Consider the following 16,132-nt stretch of genomic DNA (forward strand, 5'->3'; position numbering starts at 1 on the left):
GTCCCCGGTAGGCTTGGTCGGAGTTTCACGTGAAACACGCCCCCGATCCGCGAAGACTGGATGAACGACGATGCATCGGTACAGGTCCCACACCTGCGGCGAGCTCCGCTCCTCTGACGTCGGCACCGACGTCCGGCTGAGTGGCTGGCTGCACAATCGGCGCGACCTGGGCGGCATCCTCTTCATCGATCTGCGCGACCACTACGGCATCACGCAGCTCGTCGCCCGCCCCGGCACCGAGGCCTACGAGGCGCTGGACAAGGTCACCAAGGAGTCGACCGTCCGGGTCGACGGCCGGGTGGTCTCACGTGGAGCCGAGAACGTGAACCCGGACCTGCCCACCGGCGAGATCGAGGTCGAGGTGAGCGAGGTCGAGCTGCTCGGCGCCGCCGCCCCGCTGCCGTTCACGATCAACACCGAGGACGGGGTCAACGAGGAGCGGCGCCTTGAGTACCGCTTCCTGGACCTGCGCCGCGAGCGCATGCACAGGAACATCATGCTGCGCTCGGCGGTGATCGCCGCGATCCGCTCCAAGATGGTCGCCCTCGGCTTCAACGAGATGGCGACGCCGATCCTGTCCGCGACCTCCCCCGAGGGCGCCCGCGACTTCGTCGTGCCCTCCCGGCTGAACCCGGGCAAGTTCTACGCCCTCCCCCAGGCGCCGCAGCAGTTCAAGCAGCTGCTGATGATCTCCGGCTTCGACCGCTACTTCCAGATCGCGCCCTGCTTCCGTGACGAGGACGCGCGCGCGGACCGCTCGCCGGGCGAGTTCTACCAGCTCGACGTCGAGATGAGCTTCGTCGAGCAGGAGGACGTGTTCCGCCCGATCGAGCAGCTCATGACGGAGCTCTTCGAGGAGTTCGGCGGCGGCCGCCACGTCACCTCGCCCTTCCCCCGCATCCCCTTCCGCGAGGCGATGCTGAAGTACGGCTCCGACAAGCCGGACCTGCGGGCCCAGCTGGAGCTCGTCGACATCACCGACGTCTTCGAGGGCTCGGAGTTCAAGGCCTTCGCCGGCAAGCACGTGCGGGCGCTGCCGGTGCCGGCGGTGCAGGACCAGCCGCGCAAGTTCTTCGACCAGCTCGGGGACTTCGCGGTCTCGCAGGGCGCGAAGGGCCTGGCCTGGGTGCGGGTGGCCGAGGACGGTTCGCTGTCCGGCCCGATCGCCAAGTTCCTCACCGAGGAGAACGTCGCCGAGCTGACCAAGCGCCTGTCGCTGGCCGCCGGGCACGCGGTGTTCTTCGGCGCGGGCGAGTTCGACGAGGTCTCGAAGATCATGGGCGCGGTGCGGGTCGAGGCCGCCAAGCGTGCCGGGCACTTCGAGGAGGGCGTCTTCCGCTTCTGCTGGATCGTCGACTTCCCGATGTACGAGAAGGACGAGGAGACCGGCGCGATCGACTTCTCGCACAACCCCTTCTCCATGCCGCAGGGCGGTCTGGAGGCCCTGGAGACCCAGGACCCGCTGGACATTCTCGGCTGGCAGTACGACATCGTCTGCAACGGCGTCGAGCTGTCCTCCGGCGCGATCCGGAACCACGAGCCGGACATCATGCTCAAGGCCTTCGAGATCGCGGGCTACGACCGCGAGACCGTCGAGGACAAGTTCGCGGGCATGCTGCGCGCCTTCCGCTTCGGCGCCCCGCCGCACGGCGGCATCGCCCCCGGCGTCGACCGCATCGTCATGCTCCTCGCCGACGAGCCCAACATCCGCGAGACCATCGCCTTCCCGCTCAACGGCAACGCCCAGGACCTGATGATGGGCGCGCCGACGGAGCTGGAGGAGGCCCGGCTGAAGGAACTGCACCTGTCGGTGCGCAAGCCGCAGCCGAAGTAAGCGGCGGGCTGTCGGGAAGGGCTCGAAACCGGCGTCGGTTTCGAGCCCTTTCGCCTGCCGGCCGTCATTCACAGGTCTTTCCCATGTTCCGGCCGGGCCGTCCGCGCCTACGGTCGCTGGCCATGACAGACACTCAGACACCTGAAGAAAGACGGGAGTTGGCCCGCCGTACGGTTCTCGCGGCCGGTGGTGTGGTCGTGACCGCGGTGGGTGTGGGCGGGGCCTTCGTGGCCGGCGCTCAGGCCTCGGAGCAGGAGAACGCCTGCTACACGCTCACCTCCGAGCTGGTCGAGGGGCCGTACTACATCGACGCCGACAAGATCCGGCAGGACGTCACCGAGGACCAGGAGGGCATTCCGCTCCACCTCCGGCTCAAGGTGATCGACGCGGAGACGTGCCGGCCGGTGCGGAACGCGGCCGTGGACATCTGGCACTGCAACGCGACCGGCGTCTACTCCGGGTACGAGGAGATGGGCAGTGGCGGCGGAGGCGGCGGCCCGACCGGACCGCCCCCGTCGGGCACCCCCACCGGCACCCCGACGGGCAGCCCGCCCCCCGGCGGTGGCGGTGGTCACCAGGAGCCCACCGACGACGAGCGCTACCTGCGCGGCACCTGGCGCACGGACCGGCACGGGTACGTCGGCTTCCGTACCGTCTTCCCGGGCTGGTACCAGGGCCGCTGCGTCCACATCCATGTCAAGGTGCACGTGGACGGCACCTGGACGGACGCCGGTTACGAGGGCGGGCACACCTGCCACACCGGCCAGCTGTTCTTCGACGAGAAGTCGGTGCTGGCGTCCGCGGCCGTCGAGCCGTACGCGAGCAACACGACCACCCGCACCACCCTCGACGAGGACACGATCTACCCCGGCAACGGGCACGCGGGCGGTCTGCTCTACCTCGAGTACGACCACCGGCACATCGCCCGGGGCGTCCACGCGCACCTGACGCTCGGCGTCGCGCCGGACGAGACCAACGACGGCTGACCGTCCCTTCCCACCCATGGCCCAGCCCGCCGGGCCCGGCTTGGAAAGCTCACCGGAGGCGCACAGGAACGCCGAGGGAGGAGCACAGAAGCCTGTCGTCTCATAGGAGGTGACATCGCAGGTGCGGGCCCCTTCCGGGCCGGCGGGCAAGGAGGAAGCCATGGGATACGCGATCGCGCTCTCCGCGCTGCTGATCGTCGGCTCGGTCGGCGCGGTCCTCGCGCTGCGCCGGTCGCAGTCGGACCGCGGCACGCACCGGCTGGACGCCGAGGCCGAGGCCAACCGCTGGCTGGTCCGGCTCGGCGGCAGCCTGATCCCGCCGGGCGCCGCGGCATGGGCGACCGGCGGCGAGGCGGCCGGCGGCGCCCTGACCCGGGCCGCCGAGTGCCACCGCGCCGCCCGCACCCTGCTGGCCGAGGCGCGCACGGCGGCGGAGTACGACCGCGTCAGCGCGGTCGCCCAGGAGGGCCTCCGGCACGTCCACGCGGCCCGCGAGGCGCTGGGCCTGACGCCGGACCCGGATGCGGCCCCTGTCTCTGCCTCTGTCCCTGTCCCTGCTCCCACCCCCGATCGCCCAAAGGTGAGGCAGGCATTTCAAGAGCCTTTGGCGCGCGGGCCCCTGCCCTCGTACAAGTGAGCGGGCTTTACCAGTACTTGGTGTTGTCGGCGGCAACCCGTCCGCGGACGGCGGCAACTGACCGGTCGAAAGCTCCCTCCGTACACAAGGACTTCTCCGTGGCCTCTGCCTCCCACCGCCGGTCCCTCCGCAAGCGGCGCACCGCCGTCGTCTCCGCCGCCGCCGTGGCCGCCGCCGTCGGTGCCGGTGTGATCGTGATGAACGCGAACGCCGGGACGACGACCGTCGACCTGTACCACCAGACGCTCGCCGCCAAGGACGGCTGGGCCTCCTCCGGCACCGGCACGACCGGCGGCGCGAAGGCCGACTCCGCGCACACCTTCACCGTCTCGACCCGGGCCCAGCTGGTGAAGGCCCTCGGCTCGGTGTCGGACACCACCCCGCGGATCATCAAGGTCAAGGGCACGATCGACGCCAACACCGACGACTCCGGCAAGAAGCTGACCTGCGCGGACTACGCTGCGGGTACGGGCTACTCGCTCTCGTCGTACCTCAAGGCCTTCGACCCCGCCACCTACGGCCGCTCCAAGCTGCCCTCCGGCACCCAGGAGACGGCCCGCGCCGCCGCGCAGGCCAAGCAGGCGAAGAACGTCACCTTCAAGGTGCCCGCCAACACCACGATCGTCGGCGTCCCCGGCACCAAGGCCGGCATCACCGGCGGCATGCTGCAGATCCAGAAGGTCGACAACGTCATCGTCCGCAACCTGACCTTCTCGGACACCGAGGACTGCTTCCCGCAGTGGGACCCGACCGACGGCGACGAGGGCAACTGGAACTCCGAGTACGACTCGGTCACCCTGCGCGGCGCCACCCACGTCTGGGCGGACCACAACACGTTCACCGACGCCGGGCACTTCGACAGCACCAACCCGAAGTACTACGGCCGTGAGTACCAGGTCCACGACGGCGAACTGGACATCACCAAGAGCTCGGACCTGGTGACCGTCGAGCAGAACCAGTTCACCAGCCACGACAAGACGATGCTGATCGGCAGCAGCGACAGCGAGCCCGGCGGCAAGCTGCGCGTCACCCTGCACCACAACATCTGGAAGGGCATCGTCCAGCGCGCCCCGCTGACCCGCGTCGGCCAGGTGCACATCTACAACAACGTCTACGACGTAACGCCCCTGAACGGCTACACCCTGCAGTACAGCATCAACTCGCGCGCCAAGGCCCAGGTCGTGGCCCAGAACAACTACTGGACCGTGCCCAGCTCCATCAAGGTCTCCAAGCTGCTCAGCGGCGACGGCACCGGCTCGGTCGCGGGCAGCGGCAACCTCGTCAACGGCACCGCGACCGACCTGGTCGCCGCCTACAACGCCGCGAACTCCAAGAAGATCAAGACGACCGTGAACTGGACGCCGACCCTGACCGCGGGCCTGGAGTCGAGCGCCAAGAACCTGCCGACGACGCTCGCGAAGACGGCCGGCGCGGGCGTCCTGTCGTAAGGGCTATGTGTCGTACGAGCCGTTCCAGGGCGCGGTGAAGAAGAGGCGGTCCGGGTAGAGCTCGGCCCAGCTGCCCTCCTCGTCCTCGCCGGTCAGCAGGCCGAACAGCACACCGTCCACGGTGACCTGGAACGGTCGTACCGCGATGTCGGTGTACGACCGGCGGGGCAGGCTGCGCAGGAGTTTCGCCAGGTGCACCCGGGCGCGCTGGAGGACCGAGTCCTCGCCGTCCGGGTTGCGCAGCTGCTCGGCCCAGGTGCCGGCACACCAGATCTCGGAGTCGCGGTAGCGGCCCTCGGGGTCGAAGGTGTGCAGCACGGTGTAGAGACGTTTGTGCTCTTCCCAGCCCTGGTCGAGACGGAATCCCGCCGGGAAGGCATAGCTGATCGACGCCAGGAACTGACCGTCCGCGTACCGGCCGATGGACTCGGTCCGGTGCCTCGGCTCGTAGGCGATCGGAACGACTTCGGGTACTGCCATGGCCGAACAATACGGGGCCCGGAAAGCCGTTCGGCTTCCCGAGCCCCGTCTCTCACCGTTCCTACGCGTTAACGCCTGTCGAAACGCCTACTCGGACTCGCCGCCGAAGCGCTCCTTGTACGCGGCCAGGTCCTCGTCCGTGAGCTTCGCGAACAGGACCGGGGGGACCGTGAAGGGGGTGCCGGGCGGGATCGTGGTGAGGGAGCGGGCCTCGTCGGCGGAGGTCCAGGTGGCCGTGTCGTCCTTCAGGGCGAAGGACTCGCGCATGATCTTCGCCGTCGTCGGGATGAAGGGCTCCGAGACCACCGAGTAGAGGTGGATCAGGTTCATCGCCGTGCGCAGGGTGAGGGCCGCGGCGTCCTTGTCCGTCTTGATCTCCAGCCAGGGGGCCTTCTCCTCCAGGTAGGAGTTGCCGGCCGACCACAGGGCGCGCAGGGCGGCGGCGGCCTTGCGGAACTGGAGGGACTCCATGTGGGACTCGTACTCCGCGAGGAGCTCGGCGATCTGCTCGCCCAGCTTCGTCTCCGCCTCGCCGGGGGTGCCGCCCGTGGGCACGTCGTCGCCGAAGCGCTTGCGGGAGAAGGACAGGACGCGGTTGACGAAGTTGCCGAGGGTGTCGGCGAGGTCCTTGTTGACCGTGGCCGTGAAGTGCTCCCAGGTGAAGGAGGAGTCGTCCGACTCGGGGGCGTTGGCGATGAGGAAGTAGCGCCAGTAGTCGGCGGGGAGGATCTCCAGGGCCTGGTCGGTGAAGACGCCCCGCTTCTGGGAGGTGGAGAACTTTCCGCCGTAGTACGTCAGCCAGTTGAAGGCCTTGACGTAGTCGACCTTCTTCCACGGCTCGCGCACGCCGAGCTCGGTGGCCGGGAACATGACCGTGTGGAAGGGGACGTTGTCCTTGGCCATGAACTCGGTGTAGCGGACGGTGTCGTCCACCTCGTACCACCACGACTTCCAGTCGCGGTTCTCCGGGTCGAGGTCGGACCACTCCTTCGTCGCGCCGATGTACTCGATCGGGGCGTCGAACCAGACGTAGAAGACCTTGCCCTCCGCCGCCAGCTCCGGCCAGGTGTCGGCCGGGACCGGGACGCCCCAGTCCAGGTCGCGGGTGATCGCGCGGTCGTGCAGGCCCTCGTTCAGCCACTTGCGGGCGATCGAGGAGGCGAGCTGCGGCCAGTCGTCCTCGTGCCGGGCGACCCAGGCCTCGACCTCGTGCTGCAGCTTGGACTGGAGGAGGAAGAGGTGCTTGGTCTCGCGGACCTCCAGGTCGGTGGAGCCGGAGATCGCGCTGCGGGGGTTGATCAGGTCGGTCGGGTCGAGGACGCGGGTGCAGTTCTCGCACTGGTCGCCGCGGGCCTTGTCGTAGCCGCAGTGGGGGCAGGTGCCCTCGACGTAGCGGTCCGGGAGGAAGCGGCCGTCTGCGGGGCTGTACACCTGGCGGATCGCCCGCTCCTCGATGAAGCCGTTCTCGTTCAGGCGGCGGGCGAAGTGCTGGGTGATCTCGACGTTCTGCGGGGAGGAACTCCGGCCGAAGTAGTCGAAGGCGAGCGCGAAGCCGTCGTAGACCGCCTTCTGGGCGTCGTGGGCCTGTGCGCAGAACTCGTCCACGGGGAGGCCCTGCTCCTTGGCCGCCAGCTCCGCGGGGGTGCCGTGCTCGTCCGTCGCGCAGATGTAGAGGACGTCGTGGCCGCGCTGGCGGAGGTACCGGGAGTACACGTCCGCCGGGAGCATGGACCCCACCATGTTGCCCAGGTGCTTGATTCCGTTGATGTACGGAAGGGCGCTGGTGATGAGGTGTCGAGCCATCTTGGGGCTGCTCCCAGGTCGGGTCGTCTTGTTTTGCGAACCTTGAAATGGTAGCCGACATGGGTGGGCCGCCCGCTTCTCGTTTTACGAGGTGAGAAGCGGGCGGCACGGGGGCTGCGGGTCTTGGGGTTACGGGCGCCAGTCGATCAGTACGCCGTCGTAGAGCTCCGCGTCCGTGAGCTCCAGGGGGGTGGGGCCCGCGTGGAAGAAGGCCGTGTTGGGGGTCTTCAGTTTGCGGAGGTAGTCGAAGGCCTTGTTGTCGTGGTCGCCGAACGCGACGAAGGAGAAGAAGACCGAGGGGTGGGTCTTCGCGGCGTCCGTGAGGGACTGGGTGGCGGGGGTTTTCGCGTCCGGGGCGCCGTCGGTCTGGAAGACGACGAGGGCGGGGGTGGGCGGGGTGGCGTTCTTGTCGTGGTGCTTGTCGTAGTGGGCGAGGACGGCTTCCACGGCGGCGTGGTAGCTGGTGCGGCCCATGCGGCCGAGGGCTGCGTGGGTCTCGTCGATCGCGTTTTCGGGGGAGGTGGGGGTGAGGTCGGTGGTGCCGTCGAGTTCGGTGGAGAAGAAGACGACGTGGACGGTGGGGGTGTCGGGGGTGGGGGTGAGGTGCTTCGCGAGGGCGAGGGTCTGGTCGGCGAGGGCCTGGGCTGAGCCGTCCTTGTAGTACGGGCGCATGCTCGCGGAGCGGTCGAGGACGAGGTAGGTGGTGGCGCGGGTGCCGGTGAGGTTGGCCTTGGCCAGGGCGGTTGCGGCGGCGTCGCTGCCGGGCTCTGTGTCGGCCTCGGCCTCGGCTTCGCCTTCGGCCGAGTCGTTCCCACCCGCACCACCCGTGACGGTTTCGTGGTCGGGTGCGGGTGGCCCCTGTGGGGCGACCTCGCCATCGGCGGCCGCGGGCTCGTCGACGGCAGCGGCGACCGTCTCGGGCTCCGGTGCGGCGGCTGGCGCGGGCTCCGGCTCAGCGGCTTGCGAGGGCTCCGGCTCAGCGGCTGGTACGGGCTCCGGTTCGGTGGTCGGCGCGGGCTGCGGTTCGGCGGCCTCGGGCGCCGGTTCCACGACCTGCTCGGCCTCGGGCTCCTCAGGCTCAGCGACCTGCTCGGGGGTGGTGGTCTCCGCGACCGTCTCGGGCTCCGCTTCGGCGACGGGCTCCGACACCTCTGCCTCCGCGAGGGGCTCGTCGGCCACGACCTCGGGCTCCGTCCCGGTCACGGGCTTGGGCGCGGGGTCCTCCTCGGGCGCGGCCTCAGCGACCGGCTCCTCCACGGCGGCCTCGGGCTCCTCCGACTCAGTGGCCTGCTCGGGCTCGGGGGCCGTCTTCACGACCGCCTCGGGCTCGGCGACGGGCTCCGTCACCTCCGCGGTCTCGGGCTCCGCCTCGATCACGGCCTCGGCTTCCGTGACGGGCTGCTCGGCAACCGCCGTCGGCGTGGGCTCCGCCTCGATCGCGGCCTCGGGCTCCGCCACCTCCTCGGCAACCGCCGCCGACGTCTGCTCCTCCTCGACCTCCGGCTCGGCGACCGGCTCAACCTCCGTCTCTTCGGCCACCGGCTCGGGCTCCGGCGTCGGCTTCTCCTCGGTCACCGTCTGCGCCTCAGCAGCCGTCTCCGCGACCGGCGCCTCCGCGACCGGCGCCCCCACGGCCGTCGCCTCCGCGACCGGCGCCTCCGCGGCCGTCGGCTCCTCTGCGACCGGCGTCGGCTCCAGCGTCTCCGTCGGCTCCACCGGCGAAGCCGGCCTCGGTACCGTCACGTTGTCGAACGCCGCCGACACCAGTTCGTGCTCGTCGTCGGACTTAGGGTCCGGTACCTCCGCCGCCCGCGGCGTCTCGGGGGACGGCGTCGGAGACGGGACCGTCGGCGTCTGCGAAGGGGTTCGGTCCGCACCCTCTGCTTCGGCGGCACGCCCCTTGCGTGACCTGCCGAACGCATTCCGCAGGAGAGTGAGAATGCCCATGTGCGCAACCCTTCGCGTGAGTTGAAACCGTCAATCACTGGCCAGGACGGACACGTAAGGTTAGCGGCCCCGCATGGCGATCTTGGGCAGGGGCGGGGGACAGGGAACGCCCGGCTGTCAACACCCTCTTGGATCCCTCGGATTCGCCTTTCGTTCACGTAGGCGCAGTGTCACCGCACGTATGCACCCCTAACGTCACGCTCACACCAAGGGATCGCAAGGGGAGAGTAAAGTGCGCAAGCTGCTGCCCATCGTCGGGCACTCAGGTGGGCGGTCCGCCCTCACCTGCCGGTTCCGCTGCGGAGACGCCTGCTTCCACGAGGTGCCCAACACCAGCGACAACGAGTACGTCGGCGACGTCATCGCCGGCGCCATCGGGCGGCGGTCGATGATGCGTGCCGCCGCGGTCGTGACCGTCGCCGCCGCGGCCGGGACGGCGACGGTGGGCGCCGCCCGGCCCGCCGGTGCCGCCGCGACGCAACCGTCGTACACCAAACCCACACCCCCCAAGGGCGCCCGCGGGCTCCGGTACTCGTCCGTCGCGCCCAACACCCTTGACGCCGTGGTCACCCCGGACGGCTACGGGTACAACGTCGTCATCCGCTGGGGCGAGCCCATCCTCCGCGGTGCCCCCGCCTTCGACCCGGAGAACCAGACCGCCGCCGCCCAGGCCGGGCAGTTCGGGTACAACAACGACTTCCTCGCGCTGCTGCCGCTGCCGGGGGAGACGGGTCGGCAGCTCCTCGTCGCCAATCACGAGTACACCGACGAGATCCTGATGTTCCGCGGGTACGACGCCGCCAACCCCACCCGGCAGCAGGTCGAGGTCGCCTGGGCCGCGCACGGGTTGTCCGCCGTCGTCGTGGAGGGGGAGCGGAGGAGCGGGCGGCTCGTCGCCGTTCCGCGGCATCCGCTCAACCGGCGCGTCACCGCCACCAGTGAGTTCCGGCTGACGGGGCCGGCCGCCGGGTCCGATCTCCTCAAGACCTCCGCCGATCCGACCGGGACCAAGGTCCTCGGCACCCTCAACAACTGCTCCGGCGGCACCACCCCTTGGGGCACCACCCTCCACGGTGAGGAGAACTTCAACCAGTACTTCGCCAACTCCTCCCGAACCACCGACAAGCGGTACGGGATCGGGACCGGTGCCACCGAGCGGAAGTGGGAGCGGTTCGACAAGCGGTTCGATGTCGCCCAGGAGCCCAACGAGGTGCATCGGTTCGGGTACGTCGTCGAGTTCGATCCGTACGACCCGGACTCCGTGCCCCGCAAGCACACCGCCCTCGGGCGGTTCAAGCACGAGGCCGCCACCGTGCGGCTCACCGACGACGGGCGGCCCGTCGTCTACTCCGGTGACGACGAGCGGTTCGACTACTTCTACAAGTTCGTCGGCAGCAAGCGGATGAGGAAGGGCCACGGGCGGGCCGTGCGCGAGCACAACCTCTCGCTGCTGGATGAGGGGACGCTCTACGTCGCCAGGCTCACCGGCGACTCGCCCGCCATCGAGATCGACGGGAGCGGGAAGCTGCCGGGCGACGGGGAGTTCGACGGGAGCGGGGAGTGGATTCCGCTCGCCACCGCCAGCGCCGAGGGTGCCGTCTCGCACGTCGACGGGATGAGCGCCGACGAGGTGTTCGTGTTCACCCGGCTCGCCGGTGACAAGGTCGGCGCCACCAAGATGGACCGGCCCGAGGACATCCAGCCCTCCCCGCACACCGGCAAGGTGTACGTCGTCCTCACCAACAACACCAACCGCGGTGTCGGTACGAACGCCAAGGCCGACGAGGCCAACCCGCGCAACGCCAACAAGCACGGCCATGTGCTGGAGCTGACCGAGCGCCGGAACCGGGCCGAGAGCACGTCCTTCGCCTGGTCGCTCTTCCTCGTCGCCGGTGACCCGGACAACCCGGCCACCTACTTCGCCGGGTTCCCGAAGGACGACGTGAGTCCCATCTCCTGCCCGGACAACGTCGCCTTCGACCCGTACGGCAACCTCTGGATCTCGACCGACGGCAACCAACTCGGCTCGCACGACGGGCTGTTCGGGGTCGCCACCAAGGGTGAGCGAAGGGGGGAGCTGAAGCAGTTCCTCACCGTGCCCACCGGTGCCGAGACCTGTGGGCCGGTCATCCAGGAGCGGCGCGTGCTCGTCGCCGTGCAGCATCCCGGTGAGATCGACGGGGCCTCCGTGGAGAAGCCCGCCAGCACCTGGCCCGACGGACCCGGCAGGATCACGCGGCCCGCCGTGGTCGCCGTATGGAAGAAGGACGGCGGCGACATCGGCGTCTGAGCGACCCCTCACGGGAGGGCTGGGGCGCGGGCCGCGGTCGCGGTCGCGGTCTCGTGTTCCAGCCATTCCCGGTACGCCGCGGACTGGTGGGCCGTCTCCCGGTACGCCTCCTCCAGCGTCGGCAGCGCGCCGTCCAGGTCCGTCTCCGTGCGGGCCGCGAGCAGGAGGCGTACGCCCAGGGGGTCGCCGTGCAGGCGGCGTACCGCCGTGTCGGGGCGGGAGAGGGCCGTCGGCTGACAGACCGTGACCACCTCGCCGGTCGCGACCAGGGCGGCGGCCGTGTGGTAGTCGCCGTGCAGGACGTGCGGGCTGATGCCGGCCGCGCGGAACATGCGCTGGACCGCGTCCCACTCACCGTCCACGGTGGGGTCGATCATCCAGCGGTCGTCGGCCAGTTCGCGGACGTGGACCACGGGGTGCGCGGCGGCCGGATGGTCGGCGGGCAGGGACACGAACTGCGGCTCGCGGTCGATCAGGACGCGCAGGCGCAGGCCTTCGGGGATGCGCAGCGGGCAGCCCTCGACCTCGTGCACGAAGGCCACGTCGAGCTGGCCGTCGGCGACCATGCGGAGCAGGGCGTTCGGGGAGACGTTCATATGGAGCGTGGGGTCCTGGCCGCGGGCGCGCAGCCGGCGCAGCCAGCCCGCCAGGGCCTTGCTCGCGGTGGAGCCGACGCGCAGTTCGGTGTCGCCCGTCGCCGCGGCCCGTGCCTCGCTGACCAGGGAGCGCATTTCGGCCACCAGCGGGCGGGCGCGGCTGAGCACCAGGCGGCCCAGCGGGGTGGGGCGGCAGCCGGTGCGCGCGCGGACGAACAGCGCACCGCCCAGCTCCTGTTCGATCCGGCGCAGCTGGGTGCTCAACGACGGCTGGGCGACGCCCAGTTGGCGGGCGGCGCGGTGCAGACTGCCGGTGTCGGCTATGGCGCACAGCGCGCGGAGGTGCCTCACCTCTAGGTCCATGCCCTCGGAGGGTAAAGCGGAACCCAAGGTTTCACCAGACGCACAAATCCCGCCCGGCACACGCGAATTGGGCGCGGGGGCGGCGGTGATACGGCGGTGATACGGCCGTGCTATCGCCGGTTGCCATCATCACAGCCGCCCCACAGGCACCGACACTCGCATCGACGACTCACCCCCCACCAAGGAGTCCTCGATGCGCATGCCCAGCTCCACATCCCTGTCCAAGTCCACATCACTGTCCCGTGCGGTGGCCGCGGCCGGTCTGAGCCTCGCCGTCCTCGGCCTCGGCACGGCGGTTCCGGCCGCCGCTGCCTCCGCCCCCGTCCCCGCTCCCGCCCCCGCGCCGTACGCCGGTTACACCGGGTCGGCCGCCGAGGCCAAGGCCGACCAGGCGTTCTTCCAGGCGGTCCTGAAGTCCGTCGCCGAGAAGCGCGCCGCCCGTCCGAGCAGCGCGGCCGCCGTCACCGTCGTCTACGACGCCTCCCGCGCGCCGACGTTCAGCGCCCAGATAGCCCGCAGCGCGCAGATCTGGAACAGCGCGGTGTCGAACGTGAAGCTCCAGTCGGGCTCGAACGCCGACTTCAGCTACCGCGAGGGCAACGACTCGCGCGGCTCGTACGCCTCGACCGACGGTCACGGCAGCGGGTACGTCTTCCTGGACTACGCGCAGAACCAGCAGTACGACTCCACGCGCGTGACCGCGCACGAGACCGGGCACGTCCTCGGGCTGCCGGACCACTACTCGGGCCCGTGCAGCGAGCTGATGTCGGGCGGCGGTCCCGGCCCGTCCTGCACCAACTCCCAGCCCGACGCCAACGAACGGGCCCGCGTGGACCAGCTGTGGGCGGGCGGCTTCCAGGCAGCCCTCGACAAGGCCCTGAGCGACAAGGCTCTGAGCGACAAGTCCCTGCACAAGAGCGCGCGTTAGCCACCCGCGCCGGCCACCACCCCCCACCCCGGTGCGGGCCGCCCTCCTGTACGAGGCGGCCCGCACCGCGGCCGGGCGATCAGTGCTGGTGGAGTGTGATGGTCACCAGGAGCGCTCGGTGGTCGGTGTCGGCCAGTTCGAGGAAGTGTGCGCTGCTCGCCGAGAAGTCCTTCGATACGAGTACGTGGTCGATCTGGGCGCCGAAGGCCGGCGTGAGCCGGGCGGGCCAGCTCGGTGTCCGGTCGTGCCCCGCGAGCCGGGCGGCGTCGCGCACGCCGGTGTCGAGGATGCGGCGGAAGGCGGCGTGGTCCTGGGAGGCGTTGAAGTCCCCGGCGAGGATCAGTGACGTACGCGTGTCGGCCGCGACGTCCCGGAGCCGGCCCAGCTCCCTCTTCCACACGCCGACCTGACCGGGCAGCGGGGGCATCGGATGCGCGAGCTGAAGCCGCACGTCGTGCCCGCGCACGTCGGCGACCGCACCGGGCATACCCATGGTCCCCTCGACCCCGCCGGTGGCCCTGAGCGGGAACCGGCTGAGGACGACCGACCCCTCCGAGCCCCCCGCCACCACGGCCTGCCGGTACGGGTAATCGCTCGCGAAGTCCCGCCGCAGCGTGCTCTGACAGGTGTACTCGCACTCCTCCACGAACACGATGTCCGGCTTCCGCGCCCGCACGACGGGGACGAGGGACGCCGTCCCCCGCCCGAACTCGACGTTCGAGGTGAGCACCTTGAGTTCTGCCACCGCCGCGCCCCCGGGCTCGTCCGTCCTCCCGTACGGCTCGACGAACCACGCCAGCACCGCGAGCACGAGCAGCGACCACAGCATGCCGACCCGCCACCGGGCGAGCAGCGCGAGGGCGAGCGCCAGCCCCGCGGGCGCCACCAGCCAGGGCAGGAAGGCGAGGACCTGGGGGACGGGGGTGATTCCGTCGGTGTCGGCGGCACGGCACCCGGCGACGATGCTCGTGCAGGCCAGCAGCAGCCCGGCGACCCAGGCACCGAACCGCCGGGGACCCGTGGCCCCCGGCCCCCCGCTCCGGCCCTGAACGGGCCTCGCCCTCGCCCCCCGGACGGGCTGTGTCGTCACCGGCACGACATTACGGGCGTATCTCCACGCGCGCCACGGGTTCCGAGTGCGTACCGATCCGGGGGCCGCTCGCGGGGCCGGACCGGGGTCAGTCCAGCAGGCCGTCGTAGTCCGGGAGCTTGTACGTCGCGTCGGCGTAACCGCCGGACAGGTCCGTGGTGTTGTTGCCGATGTTGGCGACGATGTCGTAGCCGTTCGCCTCGATCGCCTTGCGCTGCGAGGTCTTGAAGTCGGCGACCGACTCGGTCAGCATCTGCGCGACCGTACGGGCGTAGAGGCCGTCGACCGTGTAACCGACCGACGTCAGGTTCGACTTGGTGATCGAGTTGAACAGGTTGCTGCGGGCGCTGATGAAGAACACGCTCAGGCCCTTGGCGTGCGCGTCCTGGGCCAGGGCGAGCACCGGCGGGGTCGCGGGGGTGGAGGTGCCGGCGCCCTCGAAGTAGGTCTCCAGCGAGGTGTTGTCGATGTCGAGGACGATCGCCTGCTTGGCGCCGGAGGTGTTGGCGGCGGCGCGGCCGTCGATGTAGGTCTGCGCGGGGCCGGTGACGGCGGCCACGTCGGACAGCCACTGGGCCTCGGTGACGTCGGCGGCCTGCGCGGGCAGGGCGGCGGCGAGGGACAGGGCCAGGCCGGCCAGGGCGATCACGGCGGTGCGGCGCGCGGTGGGACGGATCATCGGGGGGTGCTCCTCGGTCACGGTGGCCGCCGGCTCCGTACCGGCGGACATCGTCAGCCCACGCTGCTGGCCCCGGGAGTGGAACGGGTGACTCCTGATGGATCACCCGGTGACGTCACGGTCATGTTCAGGTCAGCAGCCTGTGAATCCGCCCTGAGCGGCTCCACCGCGGGGACGCGCCCGCGCAGCCGTACGTACCGGATCGACCCGACATATCGGCTCAGCCACGCGGCGACGGCCACCGTCAGGCCGAGGGCGACCAGCAGCCAGGAGGCCTGGCGCAGGGTCGTGGTCAGCGCGTCGTAGATGGCGCCCGCGGCCGGGCGGCGGGCCTGTTCGGGCAGGTCGTCGAGGGTGAGGCGGCGGCAGACGGCCACCGCGAGGCCCAGCAGGGCCCCGCCCAGCGCCGTGCCGAGGCCGGTCGCGGTGACCGCGCGGCGGCGGCAGGCGGCGACCGCGATGCCGGCGACCGCGAAGACCACGGCCGCCAGCGGGAGCCAGAAAGCGGCGACTTCCAGCACGTGGAACCCTTTCCGGAGCCGGTCCAGATCCTGGGCCGGGAGTACCGGGACCGCGGTGTGCTCGACCGGGATACGGGACGCCAACGGCACGTGGTCGACGGCGAGTTGGTGCTTGACCTGGGCGGTGACCGGCGCGAGGTCGACGGTCACCTCGCGCTCGCGCTCGTCGCGCAGGGCGTGCAGCACGGCGTCGTGCAGAGCCCGGTTGCCGGCGTCCCAGGCCAGCCGGAAGGCCTCGGTGCGGGTGAAGGAGCGCACCGCGTCGTGCACGAAGGGGCGCACGGTGCCGCGCACGGGACGCACGTCGGCCCGCCGGCCGACCTCGTCCATGATCCCGGCGCCGACGGTGTCCGCGACCGCGTTCCGCACGGCCGGGTCGGCGGCGAGCGGCGCCATGGCGGTGACGTACCGGCCGGTGTCGGCGAGCCCGTAGGCGGCCCAGGCCGCGAGCGCGCCGCACGGCGCGAGGAGGCAGGCGAGGGCGATCAGAGCGGCCGACAGGACGCTCCTGAGGCGTGTGGGCACCCTTC

General features: G+C 70.7%; 13 protein-coding genes. 6 read left to right on the forward strand and 7 right to left on the reverse strand.

Features of this window, described 5'->3' with window-relative positions:
- Positions 1 to 70 precede the first annotated feature (70 nt).
- The 4 genes from aspS to MQP27_RS27400 all read left to right on the forward strand — a co-directional run bounded on the left by aspS (position 71) and on the right by MQP27_RS27400 (position 4,905).
- Positions 71 to 1,834 (forward strand): aspartate--tRNA ligase, encoded by a 1,764-nt coding sequence (gene aspS / locus MQP27_RS27385; RefSeq protein WP_242768573.1) that lies wholly within the window; start codon positions 71 to 73, stop codon positions 1,832 to 1,834.
- 122 nt (positions 1,835 to 1,956) lie between these two features.
- On the forward strand, positions 1,957 to 2,820 hold the full coding sequence (locus tag MQP27_RS27390) for an intradiol ring-cleavage dioxygenase (RefSeq protein WP_242768574.1): 864 nt from the start codon (positions 1,957 to 1,959) through the stop codon (positions 2,818 to 2,820).
- A gap of 160 nt (positions 2,821 to 2,980) precedes the next feature.
- A complete protein-coding gene (locus MQP27_RS27395) occupies positions 2,981 to 3,457 on the forward strand; it encodes a hypothetical protein (RefSeq protein ID WP_242768575.1) in 477 nt (158 codons plus the stop codon).
- Between the two features lie 98 nt (positions 3,458 to 3,555).
- The gene (locus MQP27_RS27400; protein ID WP_242768576.1) at positions 3,556 to 4,905 is read left to right on the forward strand and encodes a pectate lyase family protein; all 1,350 of its coding nucleotides are present in this window, start codon (positions 3,556 to 3,558) and stop codon (positions 4,903 to 4,905) included.
- A 3-nt stretch (positions 4,906 to 4,908) separates the two neighbouring features.
- On the opposite strand, the gene MQP27_RS27405 is transcribed toward MQP27_RS27400, so the two are convergent.
- The 3 genes from MQP27_RS27405 to MQP27_RS27415 all read right to left on the reverse strand — a co-directional run bounded on the left by MQP27_RS27405 (position 4,909) and on the right by MQP27_RS27415 (position 9,135).
- Positions 4,909 to 5,385, reverse strand: a complete 477-nt coding sequence (locus MQP27_RS27405; protein ID WP_242768577.1) for a hypothetical protein — start codon at positions 5,383 to 5,385, stop codon at positions 4,909 to 4,911.
- 87 nt (positions 5,386 to 5,472) lie between these two features.
- On the reverse strand, positions 5,473 to 7,188 hold the full coding sequence (metG, locus tag MQP27_RS27410) for a methionine--tRNA ligase (RefSeq protein ID WP_242768578.1): 1,716 nt from the start codon (positions 7,186 to 7,188) through the stop codon (positions 5,473 to 5,475).
- Between the two features lie 129 nt (positions 7,189 to 7,317).
- A complete protein-coding gene (locus tag MQP27_RS27415) occupies positions 7,318 to 9,135 on the reverse strand; it encodes a VWA domain-containing protein (RefSeq protein ID WP_242768579.1) in 1,818 nt (605 codons plus the stop codon).
- A gap of 232 nt (positions 9,136 to 9,367) precedes the next feature.
- Here MQP27_RS27415 and MQP27_RS27420 point away from each other — a divergent pair, with 232 nt between their 5' ends.
- On the forward strand, positions 9,368 to 11,425 hold the full coding sequence (locus tag MQP27_RS27420; protein ID WP_242768580.1) for a PhoX family protein: 2,058 nt from the start codon (positions 9,368 to 9,370) through the stop codon (positions 11,423 to 11,425).
- Positions 11,426 to 11,433: 8 nt separating this feature from the next.
- On the opposite strand, the gene MQP27_RS27425 is transcribed toward MQP27_RS27420, so the two are convergent.
- On the reverse strand, positions 11,434 to 12,384 hold the full coding sequence (locus MQP27_RS27425; protein ID WP_242768581.1) for a LysR family transcriptional regulator: 951 nt from the start codon (positions 12,382 to 12,384) through the stop codon (positions 11,434 to 11,436).
- A 193-nt stretch (positions 12,385 to 12,577) separates the two neighbouring features.
- Between MQP27_RS27425 and snpA the strand changes: the two genes are divergently transcribed.
- Entirely contained in the window at positions 12,578 to 13,312 is a 735-nt protein-coding gene (gene snpA, locus MQP27_RS27430; RefSeq protein WP_372511323.1) for a snapalysin, read from the forward strand.
- A gap of 79 nt (positions 13,313 to 13,391) precedes the next feature.
- Here the strand turns inward: snpA and MQP27_RS27435 are convergent, their stop codons facing one another.
- The 3 genes from MQP27_RS27435 to MQP27_RS27445 form a co-directional block, all read right to left on the reverse strand.
- Positions 13,392 to 14,297 carry an endonuclease/exonuclease/phosphatase family protein gene (locus MQP27_RS27435; protein ID WP_242768775.1) on the reverse strand — a complete coding sequence of 302 codons (906 nt, stop codon included), beginning with the start codon at positions 14,295 to 14,297 and terminating at the stop codon, positions 13,392 to 13,394.
- A 193-nt stretch (positions 14,298 to 14,490) separates the two neighbouring features.
- Positions 14,491 to 15,081: an HAD family acid phosphatase gene (locus MQP27_RS27440; protein WP_242768583.1), complete on the reverse strand. Its 591-nt coding sequence runs from the start codon at positions 15,079 to 15,081 to the stop codon at positions 14,491 to 14,493.
- A gap of 53 nt (positions 15,082 to 15,134) precedes the next feature.
- Positions 15,135 to 16,127: a hypothetical protein gene (locus MQP27_RS27445; RefSeq protein ID WP_242768584.1), complete on the reverse strand. Its 993-nt coding sequence runs from the start codon at positions 16,125 to 16,127 to the stop codon at positions 15,135 to 15,137.
- Positions 16,128 to 16,132: the final 5 nt, after the last annotated feature.

It is taken from the genome of Streptomyces cylindrosporus (genome assembly GCF_022698165.1).
Classification (GTDB): Bacteria; Actinomycetota; Actinomycetes; order Streptomycetales; family Streptomycetaceae; genus Streptomyces; species Streptomyces cylindrosporus.

Coding starts and splice junctions, on each gene's coding strand:
- MQP27_RS27395 (WP_242768575.1), top strand. CDS start 2,981: ATGGGATACGCGATCGCGCTCTCCGCGCTGCTGATCGTCGGCTCGGTC.
- MQP27_RS27405 (WP_242768577.1), bottom strand. CDS start 5,385: ATGGCAGTACCCGAAGTCGTTCCGATCGCCTACGAGCCGAGGCACCGG.
- aspS (WP_242768573.1), top strand. CDS start 71: ATGCATCGGTACAGGTCCCACACCTGCGGCGAGCTCCGCTCCTCTGAC.
- MQP27_RS27425 (WP_242768581.1), bottom strand. CDS start 12,384: ATGGACCTAGAGGTGAGGCACCTCCGCGCGCTGTGCGCCATAGCCGAC.
- MQP27_RS27390 (WP_242768574.1), top strand. CDS start 1,957: ATGACAGACACTCAGACACCTGAAGAAAGACGGGAGTTGGCCCGCCGT.
- metG (WP_242768578.1), bottom strand. CDS start 7,188: ATGGCTCGACACCTCATCACCAGCGCCCTTCCGTACATCAACGGAATC.
- MQP27_RS27415 (WP_242768579.1), bottom strand. CDS start 9,135: ATGGGCATTCTCACTCTCCTGCGGAATGCGTTCGGCAGGTCACGCAAG.
- snpA (WP_372511323.1), top strand. CDS start 12,578: ATGCGCATGCCCAGCTCCACATCCCTGTCCAAGTCCACATCACTGTCC.
- MQP27_RS27440 (WP_242768583.1), bottom strand. CDS start 15,081: ATGATCCGTCCCACCGCGCGCCGCACCGCCGTGATCGCCCTGGCCGGC.